Source organism: Arthrobacter sp. TJ-265 (assembly GCF_058269135.1).
Window position 1 is genome coordinate 1672229 of record NZ_JBZCND010000001.1, and the last position, 17546, is coordinate 1689774.

Below are 17546 nucleotides of genomic sequence, written 5' to 3' on the forward strand. Positions count from 1 at the left end.
GGGACACATGGCACCAAAAGAGAGATCGTAGGGGGAGTTGCCTCACCTGGTTGCATTGATCGGCGGATTATCCGGTGCGTAGTGCTACCGGTCCTCGGCGCCGTTGGGAACAATGTCGCCGTATTGGTCAACTGTTCCGTCGACGACGGGTAACTCGACCGCTTCCTCGTCGGAAGCGACGGTAATCATGACGGTCATGATGGTACCGGGCTGGACGTCCGCCGTCTCGAGAACGGTTGGCGCTTCGTCGAGGTCCAGGGTGCTGTTCGCGGGTACCGTTACGGACGTCTCGTCGTCGTCATCGGTGAAGGTCATTTTCAGCGGGGCGGCGCTCTGGTTTGCGAGGATGCCGGGGAATTGAGCAGGTTCTCCTTCGGCGAAGGTGGTGAGTCTGAGGTCCGCGATCTCGATCTGACTGACCTGGCCATCAGTTCCGGCGAGTTCGGCGCCTTTAGGGTCTGCGTATCCGCTGCTGCAGGCGGTCAGGACGATAGCAAGGGCAGCCGGCAAAGCCAGAACGCGGGTCAGGGCGGGCCAGCGCCAGCGTGTTGAACGGGTCTGCTCGTATGAAGGGGTCATGGGTTGTCTCCTGTAGGAGTTGAAGTGGTTAGGCGTCTCGGTCGGGCCGGGGTCGCGGTCGGATCAGCAACGCTGAGAGCGCCGCGGCGATGCTCAAAGCGAGAAGGACGGTTTTTGCGACGGTGAGCGCCGACGCGAGGGCGACTTCACTGGCCATGACATCGAAACCGTTGACCAGTGCTTCGAGGGTGAGGTTCTCGGCGATGTCGACGGCTGCGAACAGGACCGGTGGCACCATGAGGATCCACCCGGCTTTCCGTCCCGCACAGATACGCGTGATCAGCAGGATGATCGTCGCGGCGAAAACGAGCGGGAACAGCAGATCCCACAGGTAGTGCGATGCCCCGTACCTCTCAAGGAGTTCATCGGTCATCCGCGCGCGCACGAGTTCGATGTATCCGGTGTCGTATCCGCCGAACTGGGATTCCGGTACAGGTAATCCGCCAAGTGCCCGTCTCAGCGACGCCAGCTGCAGTCCGTTGATGGCCGCCAGCGCAGCGCTGAGGAGCGTGCCGATCACGATGAGTGCAGGTACCTTCCAGCGCCAGCGACCGGGTTCGCTCCCGGGCTGAGCGGGCGGGTCGGGCTGATCGGATTCCTGGTGATTGCGCCCTAGCTGGGTGGCAGGCAACTCGTGGTGTGAGCCATCCGGACTGTGGTTCTCGGTGTGTTCAGCACCGTCGCCAGGACGGGTGCTCGCGGGTCGATGAGTCGATCGATGGTCAAAGGCTGGAGTGGACATGGCCCCAGTATGACCTCCCATTCTCGACGTTCCACCCCTTGTATCGGCGAGATAACGGGGTAGTTGCGATTGCGCAACGGTCGCCCGAGACCGGATCACGGTGCCGTAACGGCGGTTGAATCCCGTCAGAAAGCCTGCTTACGGTCGATGCAGGCGCAGCACAACCCAACCGATTGAAGGGCCGGACTTGCGCCCCGGTCCCGAACCGAAAGGAACGTGGACATCATGACAACCCCCACCCCCATGAGCCCAGCATCAGCAGGCGGCCACCTCTGGAAAAAGCGGCTGGCCGCACTGTCCATCGCACCCCTGGCCGTTGTCGGCCTGGTTGGCTGCAACAGCACCTCCGGCACCGAGACGGGCGCGGACGTCGAGGACATCGTCGAGGAGGAACCGGTCGTCGAGGAATCCGATGCCGGCCCTTATGACGGCGCCTATGATCAGGGCTTCTACGATGACGTCGACACCTACGTCGGCGAGGAAGTCACCGTCTCTGCGGACGTGAACGAGATCCTCACCCCCATGTCATTCACCATCGCCGGAACCGACGACACCACCGTTGACGCACTCCTGGTCCTTCACGACAAGGAGCTGCCCGAGGTGACCTCCGGCCTGACGGTCGGAGTGACCGGTACGGTCCAGGAAGCCTTCGACCTCCCAACCGTCGAAGAGGAAATGGGCGTCGACCTCGATGACGCCGCCTTCGAGGACTGGGACGGCGAGCCCTACATCGAAGCGACCAGCGTCGACATGTCCCTCGACGCTGACAGCTGACAGCTGAAACCTTCGACCGGCGGTCGCGCTGGCCACCGACAGCTGACCCGATTGCGGCTGGTCACTCTGCCGGCTCACTCACTCCGGGCGGGTGGCTTTCGAAAGCGAACCTTCGGAAGCTACCCACCCGGCACCTACGGAAAGCTGACGATCATGCCCTGGCTCACGCCAAAGAATCACGCCGCACACCTCGTCCCACAGCGGGTCGCGGACGGGGTGCGCGTCCTGTCCGTGGTGAGCATCGCCGCGGCGGCAATGTGGTTCGATCTTCCAGCAGTACTCGGACTGACGATCGTCACTATCGGGCTGATGATCCCGCGACTAGGTCGACTGGCCGGCCCGTTCGACGCAGCCTTCTGCATCACGATTCTCATCGCGGCGTGGAGCGGCATCGCCGGCCTGTACCGGGCGATTCCCTGGTGGGATCTCCTCATACATTTCGTGACAGCAGGATCGTCCGCTGCCGTCCTGTACCTGATCTTGGCACGCTCGAACATCACCCCTGCAGCGACCCGGCAGACCTTCCCTGCCCGCTCGGTCATCGTCCTCACTACCGCCCTCGGGATGACGGCAGCGGTGGTTTGGGAATTCCTCGAGTGGGCCGGCAACCGATACATCACCAGTCGAATCCATGTCGGTTACAACGACACCCTCGCGGACCTGGCGGTCGGCGGACTAGGAGCCGTCGTAGCCGGCGCGGCTCTGGTCCGGTGGAGCACGCCCGACAGCTTCAAAGACACAGAGACCGCTGCAGACCCCCACGGAAAGAACCATCATGAAACCTATCGAATCAGTACGTGAAGGTATGGACGTCTTCGATTCCGCCGGCACCCGAATCGGAACGGTCGCCACCGTCAAAATGGGCGACCCTCAAGCTGTCACAGCACAAGGCCAGCAGCCAGAACAATCGGGCGGACTCATCGGAGCCCTCATGTCCGTCGTCGACGGGACGCCTGACCTTCCCGAAGAACGCAAGAACCGCCTGCTACGACTGGGATACCTGGAAATCAACGGCCCTGGCATCGGCAACCACCACTACGAGTCAGCGGAAGCAGTCGACCGAGTCACTGGCGACGGTGTCTTCCTCAAAGCTCCGCCCACCGGAGGAAGAACCTGACCCACGCAGAATTCCTGCAACAACAGAACCCGCAGATCGCCCGATAGCCCTGTCATCCGGCAGCGCACCGGGCAGTCGTCACCAGCAGGACGGCACCGGTCGGAACAGCATGTCAACGAAGCGAAGGAAGAAGGCACTATGTCGGGTCGAGGACTGCTTTCGCGCCGTATGGCCCTTCTGGGCGGGGTGCTTCTCATCGCGATCATCGCCGGGATCCTCTTGGAACGGTGCTCCATGACACCAGGGGCACGACTCGACCTCGGGCCTGGGCAGGATGTGACCGTCGGCCAGATTCAAGGCGCGGACCTCAAACTCGTGACCGAAGGAGCAGGGAACCCGGCACGCCTGCTGGGAACTCTGACGAATCCCTCCGATGCATCGGTTGAAGTCACGATCCGGGACTCGGATGACACCGCGACGGTGGCCATCTCGGCAGGAGAATCGTTCAGCTTTACCGATAGCCCGACCATCTTCAAAACCGTTGACGCAGCTATCGGCGAAAAGGCGACAATGAGTCTTACCTCCCCCGCCGGGAAGCAGGACGTCCCGATACCTGTCTACGAAGGACCCCTAGGAGGGTACGTGCACTACTCCTCCTACGACGAGTAACCGACCCCGAGACCAGCACCGTCTGGCCAGGAAGCAAGGAACTGTAATGCAACGCATCACACATCGCCCCATCCCGAGCCTCAGGCGGAGTTTCTCCGTGCTTACGCTACTAGCTGCCCTGACGGTGACTGGTTGTAGTGCCCCGGAGGAAACCAGGGACGCTATCGCCAACGGTGAGGACGGGCAAGTCGGCGTCGTGCAACTGCGCAGCATGCTCCTAGTGTCCGCAGACCAAGGCGAACCCGCTCGGCTCCTGGGAACGCTCGTCAACGAATCCTCTGCCCCGGTCCAAGTCATGATCACCGATTCGGACGACCAGATCATGGTGACAGTGCCAGCGGACGGCCAGTACCCGCTGGACACCAACGAGGAAATCTTCACGACCGTCGAGGAACCACCCGGTGCTCTCACCGAAATTTCCCTTGCTACCCCGACCGAATCAACCACACTCGACGTACCTGTGCTCGACGGGACCCTTGACCCCTACAAGCCATACCTGCCCGACTGAGCGCAAGACCCGGCCCCCAGCAGGTCATCAACGCCACAAGGCATGTTATGGCTCCCCTTACTAGGGGAATCCTGCAAATGCCGGTAATTCACGTTATGTCAACTTATGTTGACGAAGCCCCCTGCTCCGGCTTCACCGTCGCAGTCCGCCGTCTCCACGACTCGAATCTCTCAGGACCGGTGGGTTCTGCTCGCGCTCATCCCGCCCGGTCCCTTCATCCTGCTCCTGCTCGCCACCCGCCGACCCCGACCCGCAGGCGCACGATTCGACACATGAGGTAGTCAGCCCGAGCGCCCGCAAGCCGGATCTTGCGCAAATGCACGAGGGTATTGGCCGCTGACGCAATACCTCGAAGTCATCCCCTCAGGAGGATCATCAATCGGTAGGACGTCCAATAAGGGACTTCCCCTGATTGGCTGATGGGGTGGTTCTTTATGGCGCGCGACTCGCCTGCGACACTCACCGCATGATGGACGGGTCCTCAAAATGGCAGGAAGTCTCTACCCCGCAATCACTCATCCGCGTCAGCCTCACCGAACCGATCGCAGCCATCCGGCAAAGCGGCGAACCCGAGCAGGTGGTCACCTGGCCCGATCTTCCCATCGGGTCGATCAGCCCCTTTGTGAGGATCGTGTCTGCCCTGACGGTGCCTGGGTCCTCTACGCACCCCTGGAGAAGGATGGGGATCAAGCATCGCATCATGAGGCGACGGCACTCCACAACTCCGCCAGGGCCAAGCTCACGCCTTTTTCTGACCTCGGTTACGTCAATTGCGTCGGTACGACCCGGCACGGCCTATGGCTCTCGGGCGGACACTGGGACGCCAACGTAGACATGGCAGCGGACTGGCTCATCGACCGTGGCCTCCTGCTCCTCGATACGACTGGAGGATCACACCGTTTGACCGTCGATTGGATGCCCGCGGCCGCCTTTGAGGATGGCCGGTCAGCGCACCTGGTGGTGTACACGTCGGCCCCGGATGCACTCCACGATGGGTACGGTCCAGCACAGCCATCGCGTCGCAGCCGGTGAGTCCGAGTGCGAGGACGGCGCCGGCGGCGGCGAGGGTCAGGCGGGAGAAACGGGAGGTCGTTATGCTCATCAAGTGTGCGGGGCCGGCGGTTCTGCTCATCGGCATCCAGCCTACCGAGGTGCGCCGGCCGGGCCCTGACATGCAGAAGGCGGGCCCGGTGGTCCGACACGCCCCCTGTCATTCAGGCTTGCTACCGGGTGACGGCCCTGGTACGTGCCGAGTACTTGGTGAGGTTGGTATAGCCGGCCTTGGATCCGGTGATCCCGACGCTCATCGCCTTGCCGAGATCGGCGGAGGTGAGCTTGTACGTCTTCGCGATGGCACCCTTGATGGGCACCCCGGTCCGGAACCACTGGTACTTCAGGGTCGTCCCGCTCGTCCAGGTGCCGTGGTTCGCCGTGAGCACGTAGTTCAGGCGGGTCGTACCTGACACGGTCGGCGTCGGGGCCGACAGGGACCCTGCGGCGACGGAACCGGTGCGGTTCGAGTACTGCAGAATGCTGGTGTAGCCGGCCTTGGACCCGGTGACGCCGACGCTGATGGCCTTGCCCAGGTCCGAGGACGTGAGCGTGTACTTCGCGCCCGTGGCCCCGGAGATGGGGACGCCGGTGCGGAACCATTGGTACTTAAACGTCGTGCCCGAGGTCCATGCACCGGTGTTCGCCGTCAGGGTATACCCGACCTTGGTCGTTCCGGCCACGGTCGGCTTCGCTGCGGTGAGGCTCCCGACGGTGACGGTAGCCGTCCGCACCGAGTGGGACAGGACGCTGGTGTAGCCGGGCTTCGATCCGGTGACCCCGACGCTCATGTTCTTGCCGAGGTCGGCGGCCGTCAGCGCGTAGGTGGCCCCGGTTGCTCCTGACACAGCGACACCGGTGCGGTACCACTGGTACCTGAACGTGGTGCCCGAGGTCCATGCGCCGGTGTTCACATTGAGGGTGTGGCCGACCTTGGTCGTGCCGCCCACAGTGGGCTTCGTGGTTGTCAGGGTGGCGGCGACAACGGTAACCGTGCGCTCGGAGTACGACACCGAGTTGTTGTACCCGGTTTTGGAGCCGGTGACCCCGACGCTGATGTTGGCGCCGAGATCGTCTGCGGTCAGGGTGTAGGTGGCGCGGGTCGCACCCTGGATGGGATCTCCGGTCCGGAACCACTGATACTTAAAGTTTGTCCCGGCGGTCCACTCACCGGTCGTGGCGGTGAGGGTGCTGCCGACGCTTGCTGTGCCGCCCAGGGTTGGGACAGGCGCCTCGAGCGTGCCAGTCACGACCGGCTCCGTCTGGGGCGAGACCTCGGATGCATCCGCGTACCCGGCTTTGGAGCCGGTGACCCCGACGCTGATGCTAGCGCGGAGATCGTCCGCGGTCAGAGTGTAGGTGGCTCCCGTCGCTCCGGCGATGGGGACCCCGGTGCGGAACCACTGATACTTAAAGTCCGTTCCGGCCGTCCATTCACCGGTAGTGGCGGTGAGGGTGCTGCCAACGCTTGCCGTGCCACCCACTGTCGGAACCGGGGCTGTGAGCGCGCCAACCGCGACGGACTCCGTCTGGGGCGAGACCCTGGTTGCGTCCGCAAACCCTGGCTTTGAGCCGGTCACGCCGACACTGATAATTTTGCCCAGATCGGCCGCGGTCAATGTGTAGGTGGCGATGGTCGCACCCAGGATGGGAACCCCGGCCCGGAACCACTGATACTTGAACGCCGTCCCAGCAGTCCACTCACCAGTAATGGCCGTGAGCGCGCTACCGACCTTGGCCGCTCCAGCAATCGACGGGGTCGGTGCCGTGAGCGCGCCAGTCCCAACCGGCTCCGTAGCGGCTGAAGTTTTCGTTAGGTCGGTATAACCTGCCTTACGACCGATGACCTCGACAGAGATCGCGTGTCCGATGTCTTCGAGGACGATGGAGTAAGTCCTACCAGCCTTCTCTGCGAGAGGGATGCCATCGCGGAGCCAGCGGTACTCCAGCACGGCGTTTGCAGCCCAAGCGCCGACGTCAGCAGTGAGCGTCTGACCCACTGCAGCCGAGCCCTGAATGACCGGTACGGAGCCGGTGAGCTCTCCTAGTTGGACTACGCTGGTTTCCGCAGAAGTGACGGTGACCGGGTCTGACCCACTCTTAAGGCCAGTGACGGTGACTCGGATCTTTCTGCCGTAGTCATCGGCGGTGAGGGTGTAGTTCGCTCCGTTGAGCGTGATGATCTGCTGCCCATCGCGGAACCACCGGTAGGTGAAAGAGTCCGGTGCGGGGGACCATGTACCAGGGTTGGCACTCAGCGACTGTCCTACGCGGACGGTCCCGCTGATGGTCGGGGTGCCGCTTATAGGGGCTTCCCGAACGGGGCTCGTCGCCATTATGGCCCGGGTCAAGGAGGTGTAGCCGGTCTTGGTTCCGATAATGTCCGCCCGAACGGACTTGCCGACGTCAGCGGTTGAGAAAGTGTAGGTTGCCCTCGTGGCGCCAGGGATCGGGTCGGTGCCGCGATACCACTGGTAGGAGATAGTTACCGGCGCTGGCTGCCAGGTTCCGGGGCTGATTCCTATGGTGTTACCGACGACGGGCTCTCCAAACGAAAATATATGCGGTTCTACCGAGGTGAGCCTTCCGGGCAGAACTAGGCCCGTACGTGTAGATCCCTTCGTGACGTAGTGGAAGCCCTGCTTTGTGCCGGTGGCAACAACCCACATCGATTGGTTGACGTCCTCGGGCTTCAGTGTGTAGCTGATGCCGGTCGCGCCGGGGATGAGCGTGCTGCCTCGGTACCACTGCAGAGCTACCTCGACCGGAGCCGGCTCCCACGCACCAACGTTGGCGGAGAGCGTGCCCCCGACGACCGGGGCCCCCGTGATGACCACCGGACCGGGCACGATCAATGAACCGGGCTCCGGAGCGGTCGGAACTTCTCCGGTGAGCGCCGCGTCCACGGCAGCACGGGCATTGATCAGACCCGTTCCGCAACCCCACTCGCATGGCATGGGCAGCGCCTTGGTCGTTGCTTTGAGCTGAGCCTCAATGGTGGCAGGGCTCAGGGTCCTGTTGGCCGAAAGCATGAGGGCGGCGGTCGCCGCGACGTGCGGCGCTGCCATCGAGGTGCCTTGGTAAAACGCGTAGGCCTGCCCGGCGAAGTCCTCGATCGGACCGCTGGAGCCCATGTTGATCGTCGAGAGGATCCCGCCGAACGCATCGATGTTCATGTTCCCGCCGGGCGCGACCACGTCCACGACGTCACCATAATTGGAGTAGGGCGCCAGGCCCCCGTCTCGGCCGGAGGCTGCAACCGAGATGACATTCGCACAGTTCGCTGGGGTGCTAAAGCTGGCGTCCTTGCTTTCATTGCCGGCGGCTGCGACGACGACCGACCCACGGCCGGCGGCACCGTCGATGGCAGCCTGCCAGCTGGTGCTGCACCCTCCGCTGCCGCCGAGGCTCAGGTTGATGACCTGAGCCGGATTCGGGTTCGCCGGTAGCCCTGGCACTACTCCGCCGGACGCCCAGATGACGCCGTCGATGATGTCCGACATCCAGCCACCGCACTCTGCCAACGCACGTATCGGAAGGATCTTCGCTCTAGGGGCAATGCCGACGACACCCTGGTCGTTGGCTATCGCCGCTATGGTGCCGGCCACATGGGTGCCATGCCAGGAGGAGGAGGCTGTGCCACACGCGCCCGATGCGCCATAATCGCCCTCATCGGTCGCGTCGGCATCCCGGCCGTCCCCGTCGCGCCCCTTCACCGGATCGCCGATCATGTCATAGCCAGGCAGAACATTGGCGTCGAGGTCTACGTGTGGGGTGATCCCGGTGTCGATGACGGCGACAGTGATGCCCTCACCGGTCGTGGTGTCCCATGCCGCCTTAGCGCCGATGCCGGATGTGGCGTTGAAGATCGGCCACTGGTAACCCCAGTAAGGGTCAATTGGGGTGAGCGAGGTGGCCTGCATAATCTGGTCGGGCTCCGCGTACTCGACGGTGCTGTTCGCCTCGAGCGACGCGACAAAAGCCTCCGCCTCACCGGTTTTGAGTTTGCGACTCGTCCCCACAACGGTCGCCCCGGTACCGATGACCTTAAGCTCCCTGACGGTGATGCCCAACTCTTTGGCCCCAACGCCATAGGCATTGCCGCGGGTCTTGGAGCTCGCCAGTGCCTGGTCCTTGAACTTCACAAGGAAGCGGTCGGTCGGCTGCGGCGCCTCCACGCCCCGGACCTGCGGATTGGCGATCGGCTCAGAAAGGGGCTCTAAAGCGGATGCCGAGACGCCGAACAGCGGGCTGGCGAGCAGGGCGGCAATGGTGGCTGCAGCCGCTCCTCGAGTGATACGGCGGGGGCGGGTGAACATGCGCGTCCTCGGTGGTCATCCCACCGGTAGTGGGCAGCGGTGGGGAAGCCCTGATGCTGACCCCTGGCGAAGCGTATCCGAGGGACACCACACTCCAGCCGGTGCTTTTCCGAAGTGTTTGCGCATGTTTAAGACGAAGCGGGGGGTAGAGGCACCGGCGGATGTGGGCGCGCTCGGTAGCGGGCAGCACGGGGTGTGGGTCCCGTTGGGAGGCGGTAAGCGGCCGATGCTTGTAGCTGGCCGCAAGGCATCCGTCGTGAGTATCCGGGCGACCCGAGACGGTTCATCGGGTCGAAACTCAAAACGATGGCAAAACGATGGCATCGACGCTCGCAGGGCAACAAAAAACCGCCGGACCAAGGTCCTTACCTTGGATTCCAGCGGTTCGTTGTGGAGCTAAGGGGATTCGAACCCCTGACCCCCTGCATGCCATGCAGGTGCGCTACCAGCTGCGCCATAGCCCCGAATCTGCATCGCTTCTTCCGGGCGAACCGGCCGAAGCAACTCGATCAGTCTAGTAAATTCTGGCGGCTTCGCCAAATCGGCCGATGGGCCCGCTCAACCCTCCAGCGGCTCCTCGGGCAGGGAGCCGAGCCCTACGTTGTGCTCGGTCAGCTGCCACGAGAACAGGGCCTCGGCCCTGTCCACCACCTCGTGCACTTCGGACCAGTGGCAGTTGGACAACCCCGCGAGTGCCCCCCACCGTTCCGGCGGCAACCCCATCAGGGCCGCAAGGGCCGCCCGGATGGATCCACCGTGGCTGACGACGACGAGCGTCTCGGCACGGCCGATCCGCTCCACGGCCTCCGTCACCGCCGCGAGCATGCGGTCCCCGACCTCGACACGGTTCTCGGCACCGCCGGCACGCACCTCGGGGTCCCCGCCCCGCCAGGCGGCATTATCGTCCGGGAACCGCTCGTCGATCTCGGCGAAGGACAAACCCTGCCACGAGCCGGCGTTCGTCTCACGAAGGCGCTCGTCGTAGAGGACCGGCAGCCCTGTGAGCTCCCCCAGCGTCAGGGCCGTATCAGCCGCCCGGCGCAGGTCCGAGGAGACGATCAGCGACGGCTCCCGCGTCGCGAGCACCTCGGCCGCCCGCACGGCCTGCTCACGGCCGGTCTCGTCCAGATCGATGTCCTCCTGGCCCTGGAAGCGGCCGGAGTGGTTCCACTCGGTGCGGCCGTGGCGCCAGAAGACGATGCGCCGGGCCGCGGGATGGGCGTGGGGGGACCGCATCACTCCGGGACGACGTCGGACGCGGCGACCTGCGGCGAGCTCTGCAGGGCCTCCTCGAGCTGGAGGTCCACGGAGGGGCAGTCCTTCCACAGCCGGTCGAGGGCATAGAACACGCGGTCCTCCTCGTGCTGCACATGGACGATGACCTGGGCGTAGTCGAGGAGCACCCAGCGGCCCTCGCTGCGGCCTTCACGGCGCACGGGCTTCAGGCCCTGCTTGGACAGCTCCTCCTCGATGCCGTCGACGATCGCGTTGACCTGCCGCTCGCTCGGCGCGGAGGCGATCACGAAGATGTCCGTGATCGCAAGCCTGTCACTGACGTCGATGGCGACGATGTCCTGGGCGATCTTGTCCGCTGCAGCATGCGCCGCCGTGCGGGCTATGCCAATGGACTGTTCGGTAGCGCTCACTGATCTCCTTGTGTGTGGCCAGCATTTTCACCCATTGAGGGAGCTGACTGTCATTATTATCCCGGTCGCGAGGGCGGTCGCGCCCACGACGAGCAACGAGTACTGCAGGTACCGCACGCGTCTCAGCCTTCCGAGTCCCGCAGTCATCGCGTCGAGGGGGTCCAGGCCGAAGGCATCCCGCGCCCCGACGGGCTCGGTGACCGTGCCGGGATCCGGGCTCCCGGCAGATCCGCTCCCCCGCACCTGAGGCCGCGGGACGCTCGCCGGCTGTCCGGGACGCGGCAGGACCACAGGGATGTGGGACGTCGCGGGTGCCCGGAGGACGGACTGCGCGCTGCCGGGCACCCGGACGAACTCGGGCGGCGTGATGATCGACAGGTTGTGGGCCGCGGTCGGGTCGTTCGGCGGGGGCGTGCGCTGCCCGTCCCGCTCCGATGGCTCCTGCATTCGGCGCGCACGGGAATTCAGGGCCGCCGCGCGGGCGGCCAGCGCCTTCTGCTGCGCGAGCACCGCGGGGTCCACGACGAAGGGGGCATCCGTTCCGGCCGCCTGCAGGCCGGCGAGGTGACCGCTCGCGTCCTCGGCGAACGCCTGCCGTGCCTCGGACTGCCGACGGCGACGGTCCCGGCGCCCGCCGGGCAGCGGCGCCTTCAAGCCGTCCGGCCGCTGGTCGGTCGCCGGCTCGGGCGCCACCGCCCGCCCATCGACCTGCTGCAACCGCAGCTGACGCCGCGTGGGGGTCTCCACCCGCACCACGCCGTCGTCGTGCGCCGAGGCGCCGTGCGGACCGGTGCCCGTCGAACTGTCCTCCACTGGCATGCCCGATCCCCCTGACCCGGCACGGTCCGCGGTCGACCCGGTCATCGGTGCGTCGTCCTCTACCTTGCTCATCGCTGATTCATCCGGTTGGTTGTTGTATGGAGCTCGGGCTGTCCCGGTGCTCTCGTTCCGTCGGCGGGACGCGCTCGTCGCCCTGCTTCGACGCCGGTCCCGCCCCGGGCAGTCCCACCTGCCGGTAGAGGCGGTGCTTGGCGATGTACTGCACCACGCCGTCGGGCACCAGGTACCAGACGGGCTTCCCCTCGCCGACGCGGTGCCTGCAGTCCGTGCTCGAGATCGCCATGGCGGGCACTTCCAGCAGGCTGACGTCGCGGCCACGGCCGTCGAGCTCGTGCCCGGGGCGTGTCACCCCGATGAAGTGGGCAAGGGACCAGAGCTCCTCCGCGTTCTTCCAGGTGAGGATCTGGGCCATGGCATCGGCACCGGTGATGAAGAACAGCTGCGCATCCGGACGCTCCGCCTTCAGGTCGCGCAGGGTGTCGATCGTGAAGGTGGGACCGGGGCGATCGATGTCGACGCGGCTCACGGTGAAGCTCGGATTGGACGCCGTCGCGATGACCGTCATCAGGTAGCGGTGCTCGGCGGCCGTCACCTCCTTGTCGACCTTCTGCCAGGGCTGGCCGGTCGGGACGAAGACCACCTCGTCGAGGTCGAACACCGAAGCGACCTCGCTCGCGGCGACCAGGTGCCCGTGATGGATGGGGTCGAACGTGCCACCCATCACCCCGAGGCGCCAGGACGATCCGTCATGCCGCTGCCTGAAGCCGCCCAGGACGTCCCGCTCGGTGATGTCTGCTGCCATCTGGACCGCTAGTGCCGGTTCGCTTCGCCGTGGTCGTGCTTGTTGGTGTGCTGCTTGTGGGGGTCGAGGTGCTCCTCGACGGCCTCGTGGCGGTTCCGCACGTTGGAGAAGGACACTGTGACGAGCATGAGGGTGAGCAGGATGCCCATGACGATCAACCCGTACGCGAGGGCGGGCATCGGCAATTCGGTGTGGTGTTCCATGGCTTCGGTGGCCAGCAGCGTACTGCCGAGGGAGTAGAGCATCGTCGTTCCTCTGTCGGTTCAGGGTCCGCCGGTCCGTTGCGGACCGGCGCGGTCATCAGGTCCCATGGTACGCGTAAAGGAGGGTCGGCCCTTTACGCCGGGGGCGTCAGCGCCGGACGTGCCCTGCGCCCTGCACGATCCACTTGGTGGTCGTCAGTTCGGCCAGGCCCATCGGACCCCGGGCGTGCATCTTCTGGGTGGAGATGCCCACCTCGGCGCCGAGGCCCAGCTCGCCGCCGTCCACGAAGCGCGTGGAGGCGTTGACCAGCACGGCAGCGGAATCGACGCCGGCCACGAACTCCTCGGAGGAGGCGAGGTTGTTCGTGATGATCGCCTCGCTGTGGCCGGTGCTCCACCGGCGGATGTGCAGCAGGGCGTCGTCGACGCTGTCCACCGTCTTCACCGCGAGGTCGAGCTGCATGTACTCGCGCCCCCAGTCCTCGTCGGTCGCCGTCGGCGCGTCCGTCCCGGCCGGGAGGAGACCACGTGACCGCTCGTCCACGTGCAGCGTGACGCCGGCGCGGACGAGCGCGGCGAGGACGCCGGGCGCGGCCGCAGACCGTGCGTGGACGAGGAGCGTCTCGACGGTGTTGCAGACACTGGGACGCTGCGTCTTGGCGTTGAGCAGGATCTCCACCGCCATCTCCTCGTCGGCGCTCTCGTCGAGCAGGATGTGCACGTTGCCCTCCCCCGTCTCGATCACGGGGATGCGCGCCGTCGTCACGACGGACTGGATCAGCTCCCGCCCGCCCCGCGGGATCAGGACGTCCACCCGGCCGCGGGCCTTCATCAGGACCTGGGCGCCTTCCCGGCCGAACTCGTCGATGGTGAGGACGGCGTCGTCGGGCAGTCCGTGGTCCTCGAGGGTGTCGCGGATGATCCCGACGAGGGCCGCGTTGGTGGCCGCGGCTGCACTGCCGCCGCGCAGGATCACGGCGTTGCCGCTCTTGAGGGCCAGACCGGCGATGTCCACGGTCACGTTGGGGCGTGCCTCGTAGATCGCGGCGACCACCCCGAGGGGAACGCGGACCTGGCTCATCCGGAGGCCGTTGGGCAGGGTCTCCGCGCGGACCGCGGTGCCCACGGGATCCGGCAGGGCGGCGAGCTGTGCCAGCGCCTCGGCGAGCTTCCCCACGCGCTCGGCGTCCAGGCTCAGGCGGTCCAGGAGGTACGCGGAGGTGCCGGCGGCGCGGCCGCGGTCGACGTCGGTCCGGTTCGCGGCGAGCACGAGGTCGCGTCGGCTGACGAGGGCATCGGCGATCGCCAGGAGGACGCGGTCCTTGCGGGCCCGGGTGGCGCGGGCCAGGATGCGCGACGCCTGACGGGAGCGGTCGGTGATGGCGTGGACGGCGTCGGTGAGCTGGTCCGGGGACAGCGCCGCGGCGGTGTCGTTCCGATGGGTGGGCTCGGCCTGCAGGTCGGTCATCGTCCCAGTCTAGCGAGGAGCCGCTTCGGCCTCCGGGGACCGGCCCTTCATGACGCGGGGGCCGCCTGGAGCACCACGAGGTCGTTGACGTGCACCACGGAGCGCTCGTACTCGGTGCCGAGTTCCTCCGCGAGATCATGCGTGGACCGGCCGAGCATGCGGGGAAGCTCGGCGGAACTGTAGTTCACGAGGCCCCGCGCCACCACCGTGCCGTCACCGCTCACGAGCTGGACCGGGTCCCCGGCCTCGAACACGCCGTCCACGTCCACGACGCCGGCGGCCAGCAGGGAGCGGCGCCGCTCCCCCACCGCACGCACCGCACCGTCGTCGAGCACGAGCGTGCCCAGGACCCGCGCGAGGTGGGCCAGCCAGAGCAGCCGGATGGGCTGGCGCTTGCCCGTGGCCGTGAACCAGGTCCCGACGTCGTCACCGCGCAGCGCCGCCGCGGCGTTCGCCGTGGACGTGACCAGCGCGGGGATGCCGGAGGACGCCGCGATCGTCGCGGCCTCGACCTTGGTGACCATGCCGCCGGTCCCGACGCCGGCCCGGCCCGCCCGCCCGATGGTGACGCCCTCGAGGTCGGTGGGCGACCCGACGTGCGGGATCCGGCTGGCCCCGGCACCCGGAGGTCCGTCGTAGAGGGCGTCGACGTCGGACAGCAGGATGAGCGCCTCCGCCTTGACGAGGTGCGCGACGAGCGCGGCGAGGCGATCGTTGTCGCCGAACCGGATCTCGTGGCTCGCGACGGTGTCGTTCTCGTTGACGATGGGCACGACGCCGAAGTTCAGCAGCCGCTCCATGGCGCGGTGCGCGTTGGCGTAGTGGGACCGCCGGATGAGGTCGTCAGCCGTCAGGAGGATCTGGCTCACGGTGACGCCGTGCGCCGCGAAGGCCTGTGAGTACTGGGCCATCAGCAGGCCCTGCCCCACGCTCGCCGCGGCCTGCTGCGCCGACAGCTGGGACGGGCGGCGTGCCAGCCCCAGGGGCGCGAGGCCGGCGGCGATGGCGCCGGAGGACACGAGGATGACCTCGGTCCCGGCCGTACGCCGCTCGGCGAGGACATCGGCGAGCCGCACGAGGGCTTCTCCGGAGATCCCCCCGGAGACCGAGGTCAGGGACGACGAGCCGACCTTGACGACGATCCTTCCGGCCGCGGCGAGCCCCGCGCGGGACGCGAGGGGGTGCCGGGAGTGGTCCACAGCCAAGGGGGCCTAGTCCTCGGACTCGGTGTCTGCGCCCTTCTGGGCGGAGGCAGCCTGCTTGCGGTTCTGCACGGACTCGGTCCAGACGCCCGCCTTGCGGTCGGCCTCGAGCTCGGCGCGGGCCGCCGCCTTGGCGTCCTTGCGCTCCTGGTACTCCTCGCGCTTCTGCTCGCGCGTGGGCCGCACGTACTCGGCCAGGCGCAGGTCGGACCCGCGCGGACCGGCGAGCAGTTCGGCGCCGCCCATCATGGTCGGCTCCCAGTCGAAGACGACGCCGTCGCCCTCGCCGATCACCACGGTGTCGCCGGGCTTCGCGCCGGTCTTGAAGAGCTGCTCCTCCACGCCGAGCTTGGCGAGGCGGTCCGCGAGGTAGCCGACCGCCTCGTCGTTCGTGAAGTCCGTCTGCTTGACCCAGCGCTCGGGCTTCTCGCCGAGGACGCGGAAGAGCGGCAGGGCGTCCTTCTCCTCGTGGCGGATCCGGAACGAGGCGGCGTTGACGCCGCGGGGGCGGAGCACCGGGGGCTCGATCCTCGGCGGGGCCGTCGCCACGGCCTTGCGTGCGTTCTCGACGATCTCCGCCATGGCGAAGCCGAGCTGGCGCAAGCCCTCATGGCTGGAGGCGGACACCTCGAACACGCGGTAGCCGCGCGCCTCGAGCTCGGGGCGGACGAAGCCGGCCATGTCCTTGCCGTCCGGCACGTCCACCTTGTTCAGCGCCACCAGGCGGGGGCGCTCGTTCAGGGGGACGACGTCGCCGTCGGGTCCGGCGAAGCTCATGTCGACGGCGTACTTGTCCAGTTCGCCCTCGATGATCGCGAGGTCGTTGAGGGGATCACGGTCCGTCTCGAGCGCGGCGCAGTCGAGTACGTGCACCAAGGCGGCGCAGCGTTCCACGTGGCGGAGGAAGTGGTGGCCGAGGCCCTTGCCCTCGCTCGCACCCTCGATGAGGCCGGGGACGTCGGCGATGGTGAAGCGCGTGGAGCCCGCTTCGACGACGCCGAGGTTCGGCACGAGGGTGGTGAAGGGGTAGTCCGCGATCTTCGGGCGGGCCGCCGACATGGCGGCGATGAGGCTGGACTTCCCGGCGGAGGGGAAACCGACGAGGGCGATGTCCGCGATGGACTTGAGCTCCAGGACGACGTCGCGCTGGTCCCCGGGGATGCCGAGCAGCGCGAACCCGGGGGCCTTGCGCTTCTGGGAGGACAGGGCGGCGTTGCCGAGTCCGCCCTGTCCTCCGGCCGCTGCCACGAACTCGGTGCCCTCGCCCACGAGGTCCGCGAGCACTTCGCCGTCCTTCGTCTTGACGACGGTGCCGTCCGGGACGGACAGGATCAGGGTCTCGCCGCTCTTGCCGCCGCGCCAGTCGCCCATGCCGTTGCCGCCGTTGGTCGCGTGACGGTGGGGGGCGTGGTGGAAGTCGAGGAGGGTCGTGGTCTGGTGGTCCACGCGGAGGATCACGTCGCCGCCGTCGCCGCCGTTGCCGCCGTCGGGCCCGCCGAGGGGCTTGAACTTCTCGCGGTGGACGGAAACGCAGCCGTGGCCGCCGGTGCCGCCGGATACGTGCAGGACTACGCGGTCAACGAAGCTCGCCACGTTGATCTCCTTCTACAAATGCTTCACTGTGCCGAGTCTAATCAGCTTAAAAGATAGGTGGGGCGAGCCGTAGAGACTCACCCCACCCGAAATG

At 66.6% G+C, this 17546-nt stretch carries 16 protein-coding genes and 1 tRNA gene; 5 read left to right on the top strand and 12 right to left on the bottom strand.

What is annotated here, in order from left to right:
• Nucleotides 1–84: 84 nt before the first annotated feature.
• On the bottom strand, nt 85–579 hold the full coding sequence (locus tag AC4D2E_RS07970) for a hypothetical protein (protein WP_490952217.1): 495 nt from the start codon (nt 577–579) through the stop codon (nt 85–87).
• A gap of 28 nt (nt 580–607) precedes the next feature.
• Nucleotides 608–1321, bottom strand: a complete 714-nt coding sequence (locus AC4D2E_RS07975; RefSeq protein WP_490952218.1) for a hypothetical protein — start codon at nt 1319–1321, stop codon at nt 608–610.
• Between the two features lie 225 nt (nt 1322–1546).
• Between AC4D2E_RS07975 and AC4D2E_RS07980 the strand changes: the two genes are divergently transcribed.
• From AC4D2E_RS07980 to AC4D2E_RS08000, 5 genes are all read left to right on the top strand, one after another.
• Nucleotides 1547–2095: a hypothetical protein gene (locus tag AC4D2E_RS07980; protein WP_490952219.1), complete on the top strand. Its 549-nt coding sequence runs from the start codon at nt 1547–1549 to the stop codon at nt 2093–2095.
• A 231-nt stretch (nt 2096–2326) separates the two neighbouring features.
• Entirely contained in the window at nt 2327–2896 is a 570-nt protein-coding gene (locus AC4D2E_RS07985; protein WP_490952220.1) for a DUF2238 domain-containing protein, read from the top strand.
• On the top strand, nt 2871–3212 hold the full coding sequence (locus AC4D2E_RS07990; protein ID WP_490952221.1) for a hypothetical protein: 342 nt from the start codon (nt 2871–2873) through the stop codon (nt 3210–3212). The genes AC4D2E_RS07985 and AC4D2E_RS07990 overlap by 26 nt, the downstream gene beginning before the upstream one ends.
• A gap of 168 nt (nt 3213–3380) precedes the next feature.
• Entirely contained in the window at nt 3381–3821 is a 441-nt protein-coding gene (locus AC4D2E_RS07995) for a hypothetical protein (protein WP_490952222.1), read from the top strand.
• A 46-nt stretch (nt 3822–3867) separates the two neighbouring features.
• Nucleotides 3868–4329, top strand: coding sequence for a hypothetical protein (locus AC4D2E_RS08000; protein WP_490952223.1), 462 nt, complete (start codon nt 3868–3870; stop codon nt 4327–4329).
• 1223 nt (nt 4330–5552) lie between these two features.
• On the opposite strand, the gene AC4D2E_RS08005 is transcribed toward AC4D2E_RS08000, so the two are convergent.
• From AC4D2E_RS08005 to obgE, 10 genes are all read right to left on the bottom strand, one after another.
• Nucleotides 5553–9698 (bottom strand): S8 family serine peptidase, encoded by a 4146-nt coding sequence (locus AC4D2E_RS08005; protein ID WP_490952224.1) that lies wholly within the window; start codon nt 9696–9698, stop codon nt 5553–5555.
• Nucleotides 9699–10089: 391 nt separating this feature from the next.
• Nucleotides 10090–10162 (bottom strand) — tRNA-Ala (locus AC4D2E_RS08010).
• Between the two features lie 94 nt (nt 10163–10256).
• Nucleotides 10257–10934, bottom strand: coding sequence for a histidine phosphatase family protein (locus AC4D2E_RS08015; protein WP_490952225.1), 678 nt, complete (start codon nt 10932–10934; stop codon nt 10257–10259).
• Nucleotides 10934–11344, bottom strand: a complete 411-nt coding sequence (gene rsfS, locus AC4D2E_RS08020) for a ribosome silencing factor (RefSeq protein WP_043444948.1) — start codon at nt 11342–11344, stop codon at nt 10934–10936. The genes AC4D2E_RS08015 and rsfS overlap by 1 nt, the downstream gene beginning before the upstream one ends.
• A 27-nt stretch (nt 11345–11371) precedes the next feature.
• A complete protein-coding gene (locus AC4D2E_RS08025) occupies nt 11372–12235 on the bottom strand; it encodes a hypothetical protein (protein ID WP_490952226.1) in 864 nt (287 codons plus the stop codon).
• Nucleotides 12236–12242: 7 nt separating this feature from the next.
• Nucleotides 12243–12905 carry a nicotinate-nucleotide adenylyltransferase gene (nadD, locus tag AC4D2E_RS08030; RefSeq protein WP_490952340.1) on the bottom strand — a complete coding sequence of 221 codons (663 nt, stop codon included), beginning with the start codon at nt 12903–12905 and terminating at the stop codon, nt 12243–12245.
• 89 nt (nt 12906–12994) lie between these two features.
• Entirely contained in the window at nt 12995–13231 is a 237-nt protein-coding gene (locus AC4D2E_RS08035; protein ID WP_104164373.1) for a hypothetical protein, read from the bottom strand.
• 106 nt (nt 13232–13337) lie between these two features.
• The gene (locus tag AC4D2E_RS08040; RefSeq protein WP_490952227.1) at nt 13338–14657 is read right to left on the bottom strand and encodes a glutamate-5-semialdehyde dehydrogenase; all 1320 of its coding nucleotides are present in this window, start codon (nt 14655–14657) and stop codon (nt 13338–13340) included.
• Nucleotides 14658–14704: 47 nt separating this feature from the next.
• The gene (proB, locus tag AC4D2E_RS08045; protein ID WP_490952228.1) at nt 14705–15862 is read right to left on the bottom strand and encodes a glutamate 5-kinase; all 1158 of its coding nucleotides are present in this window, start codon (nt 15860–15862) and stop codon (nt 14705–14707) included.
• A 6-nt stretch (nt 15863–15868) separates the two neighbouring features.
• Nucleotides 15869–17452: a GTPase ObgE gene (gene obgE, locus AC4D2E_RS08050; protein ID WP_104164367.1), complete on the bottom strand. Its 1584-nt coding sequence runs from the start codon at nt 17450–17452 to the stop codon at nt 15869–15871.
• Between the last annotated feature and the right edge of the window lie 94 nt (nt 17453–17546).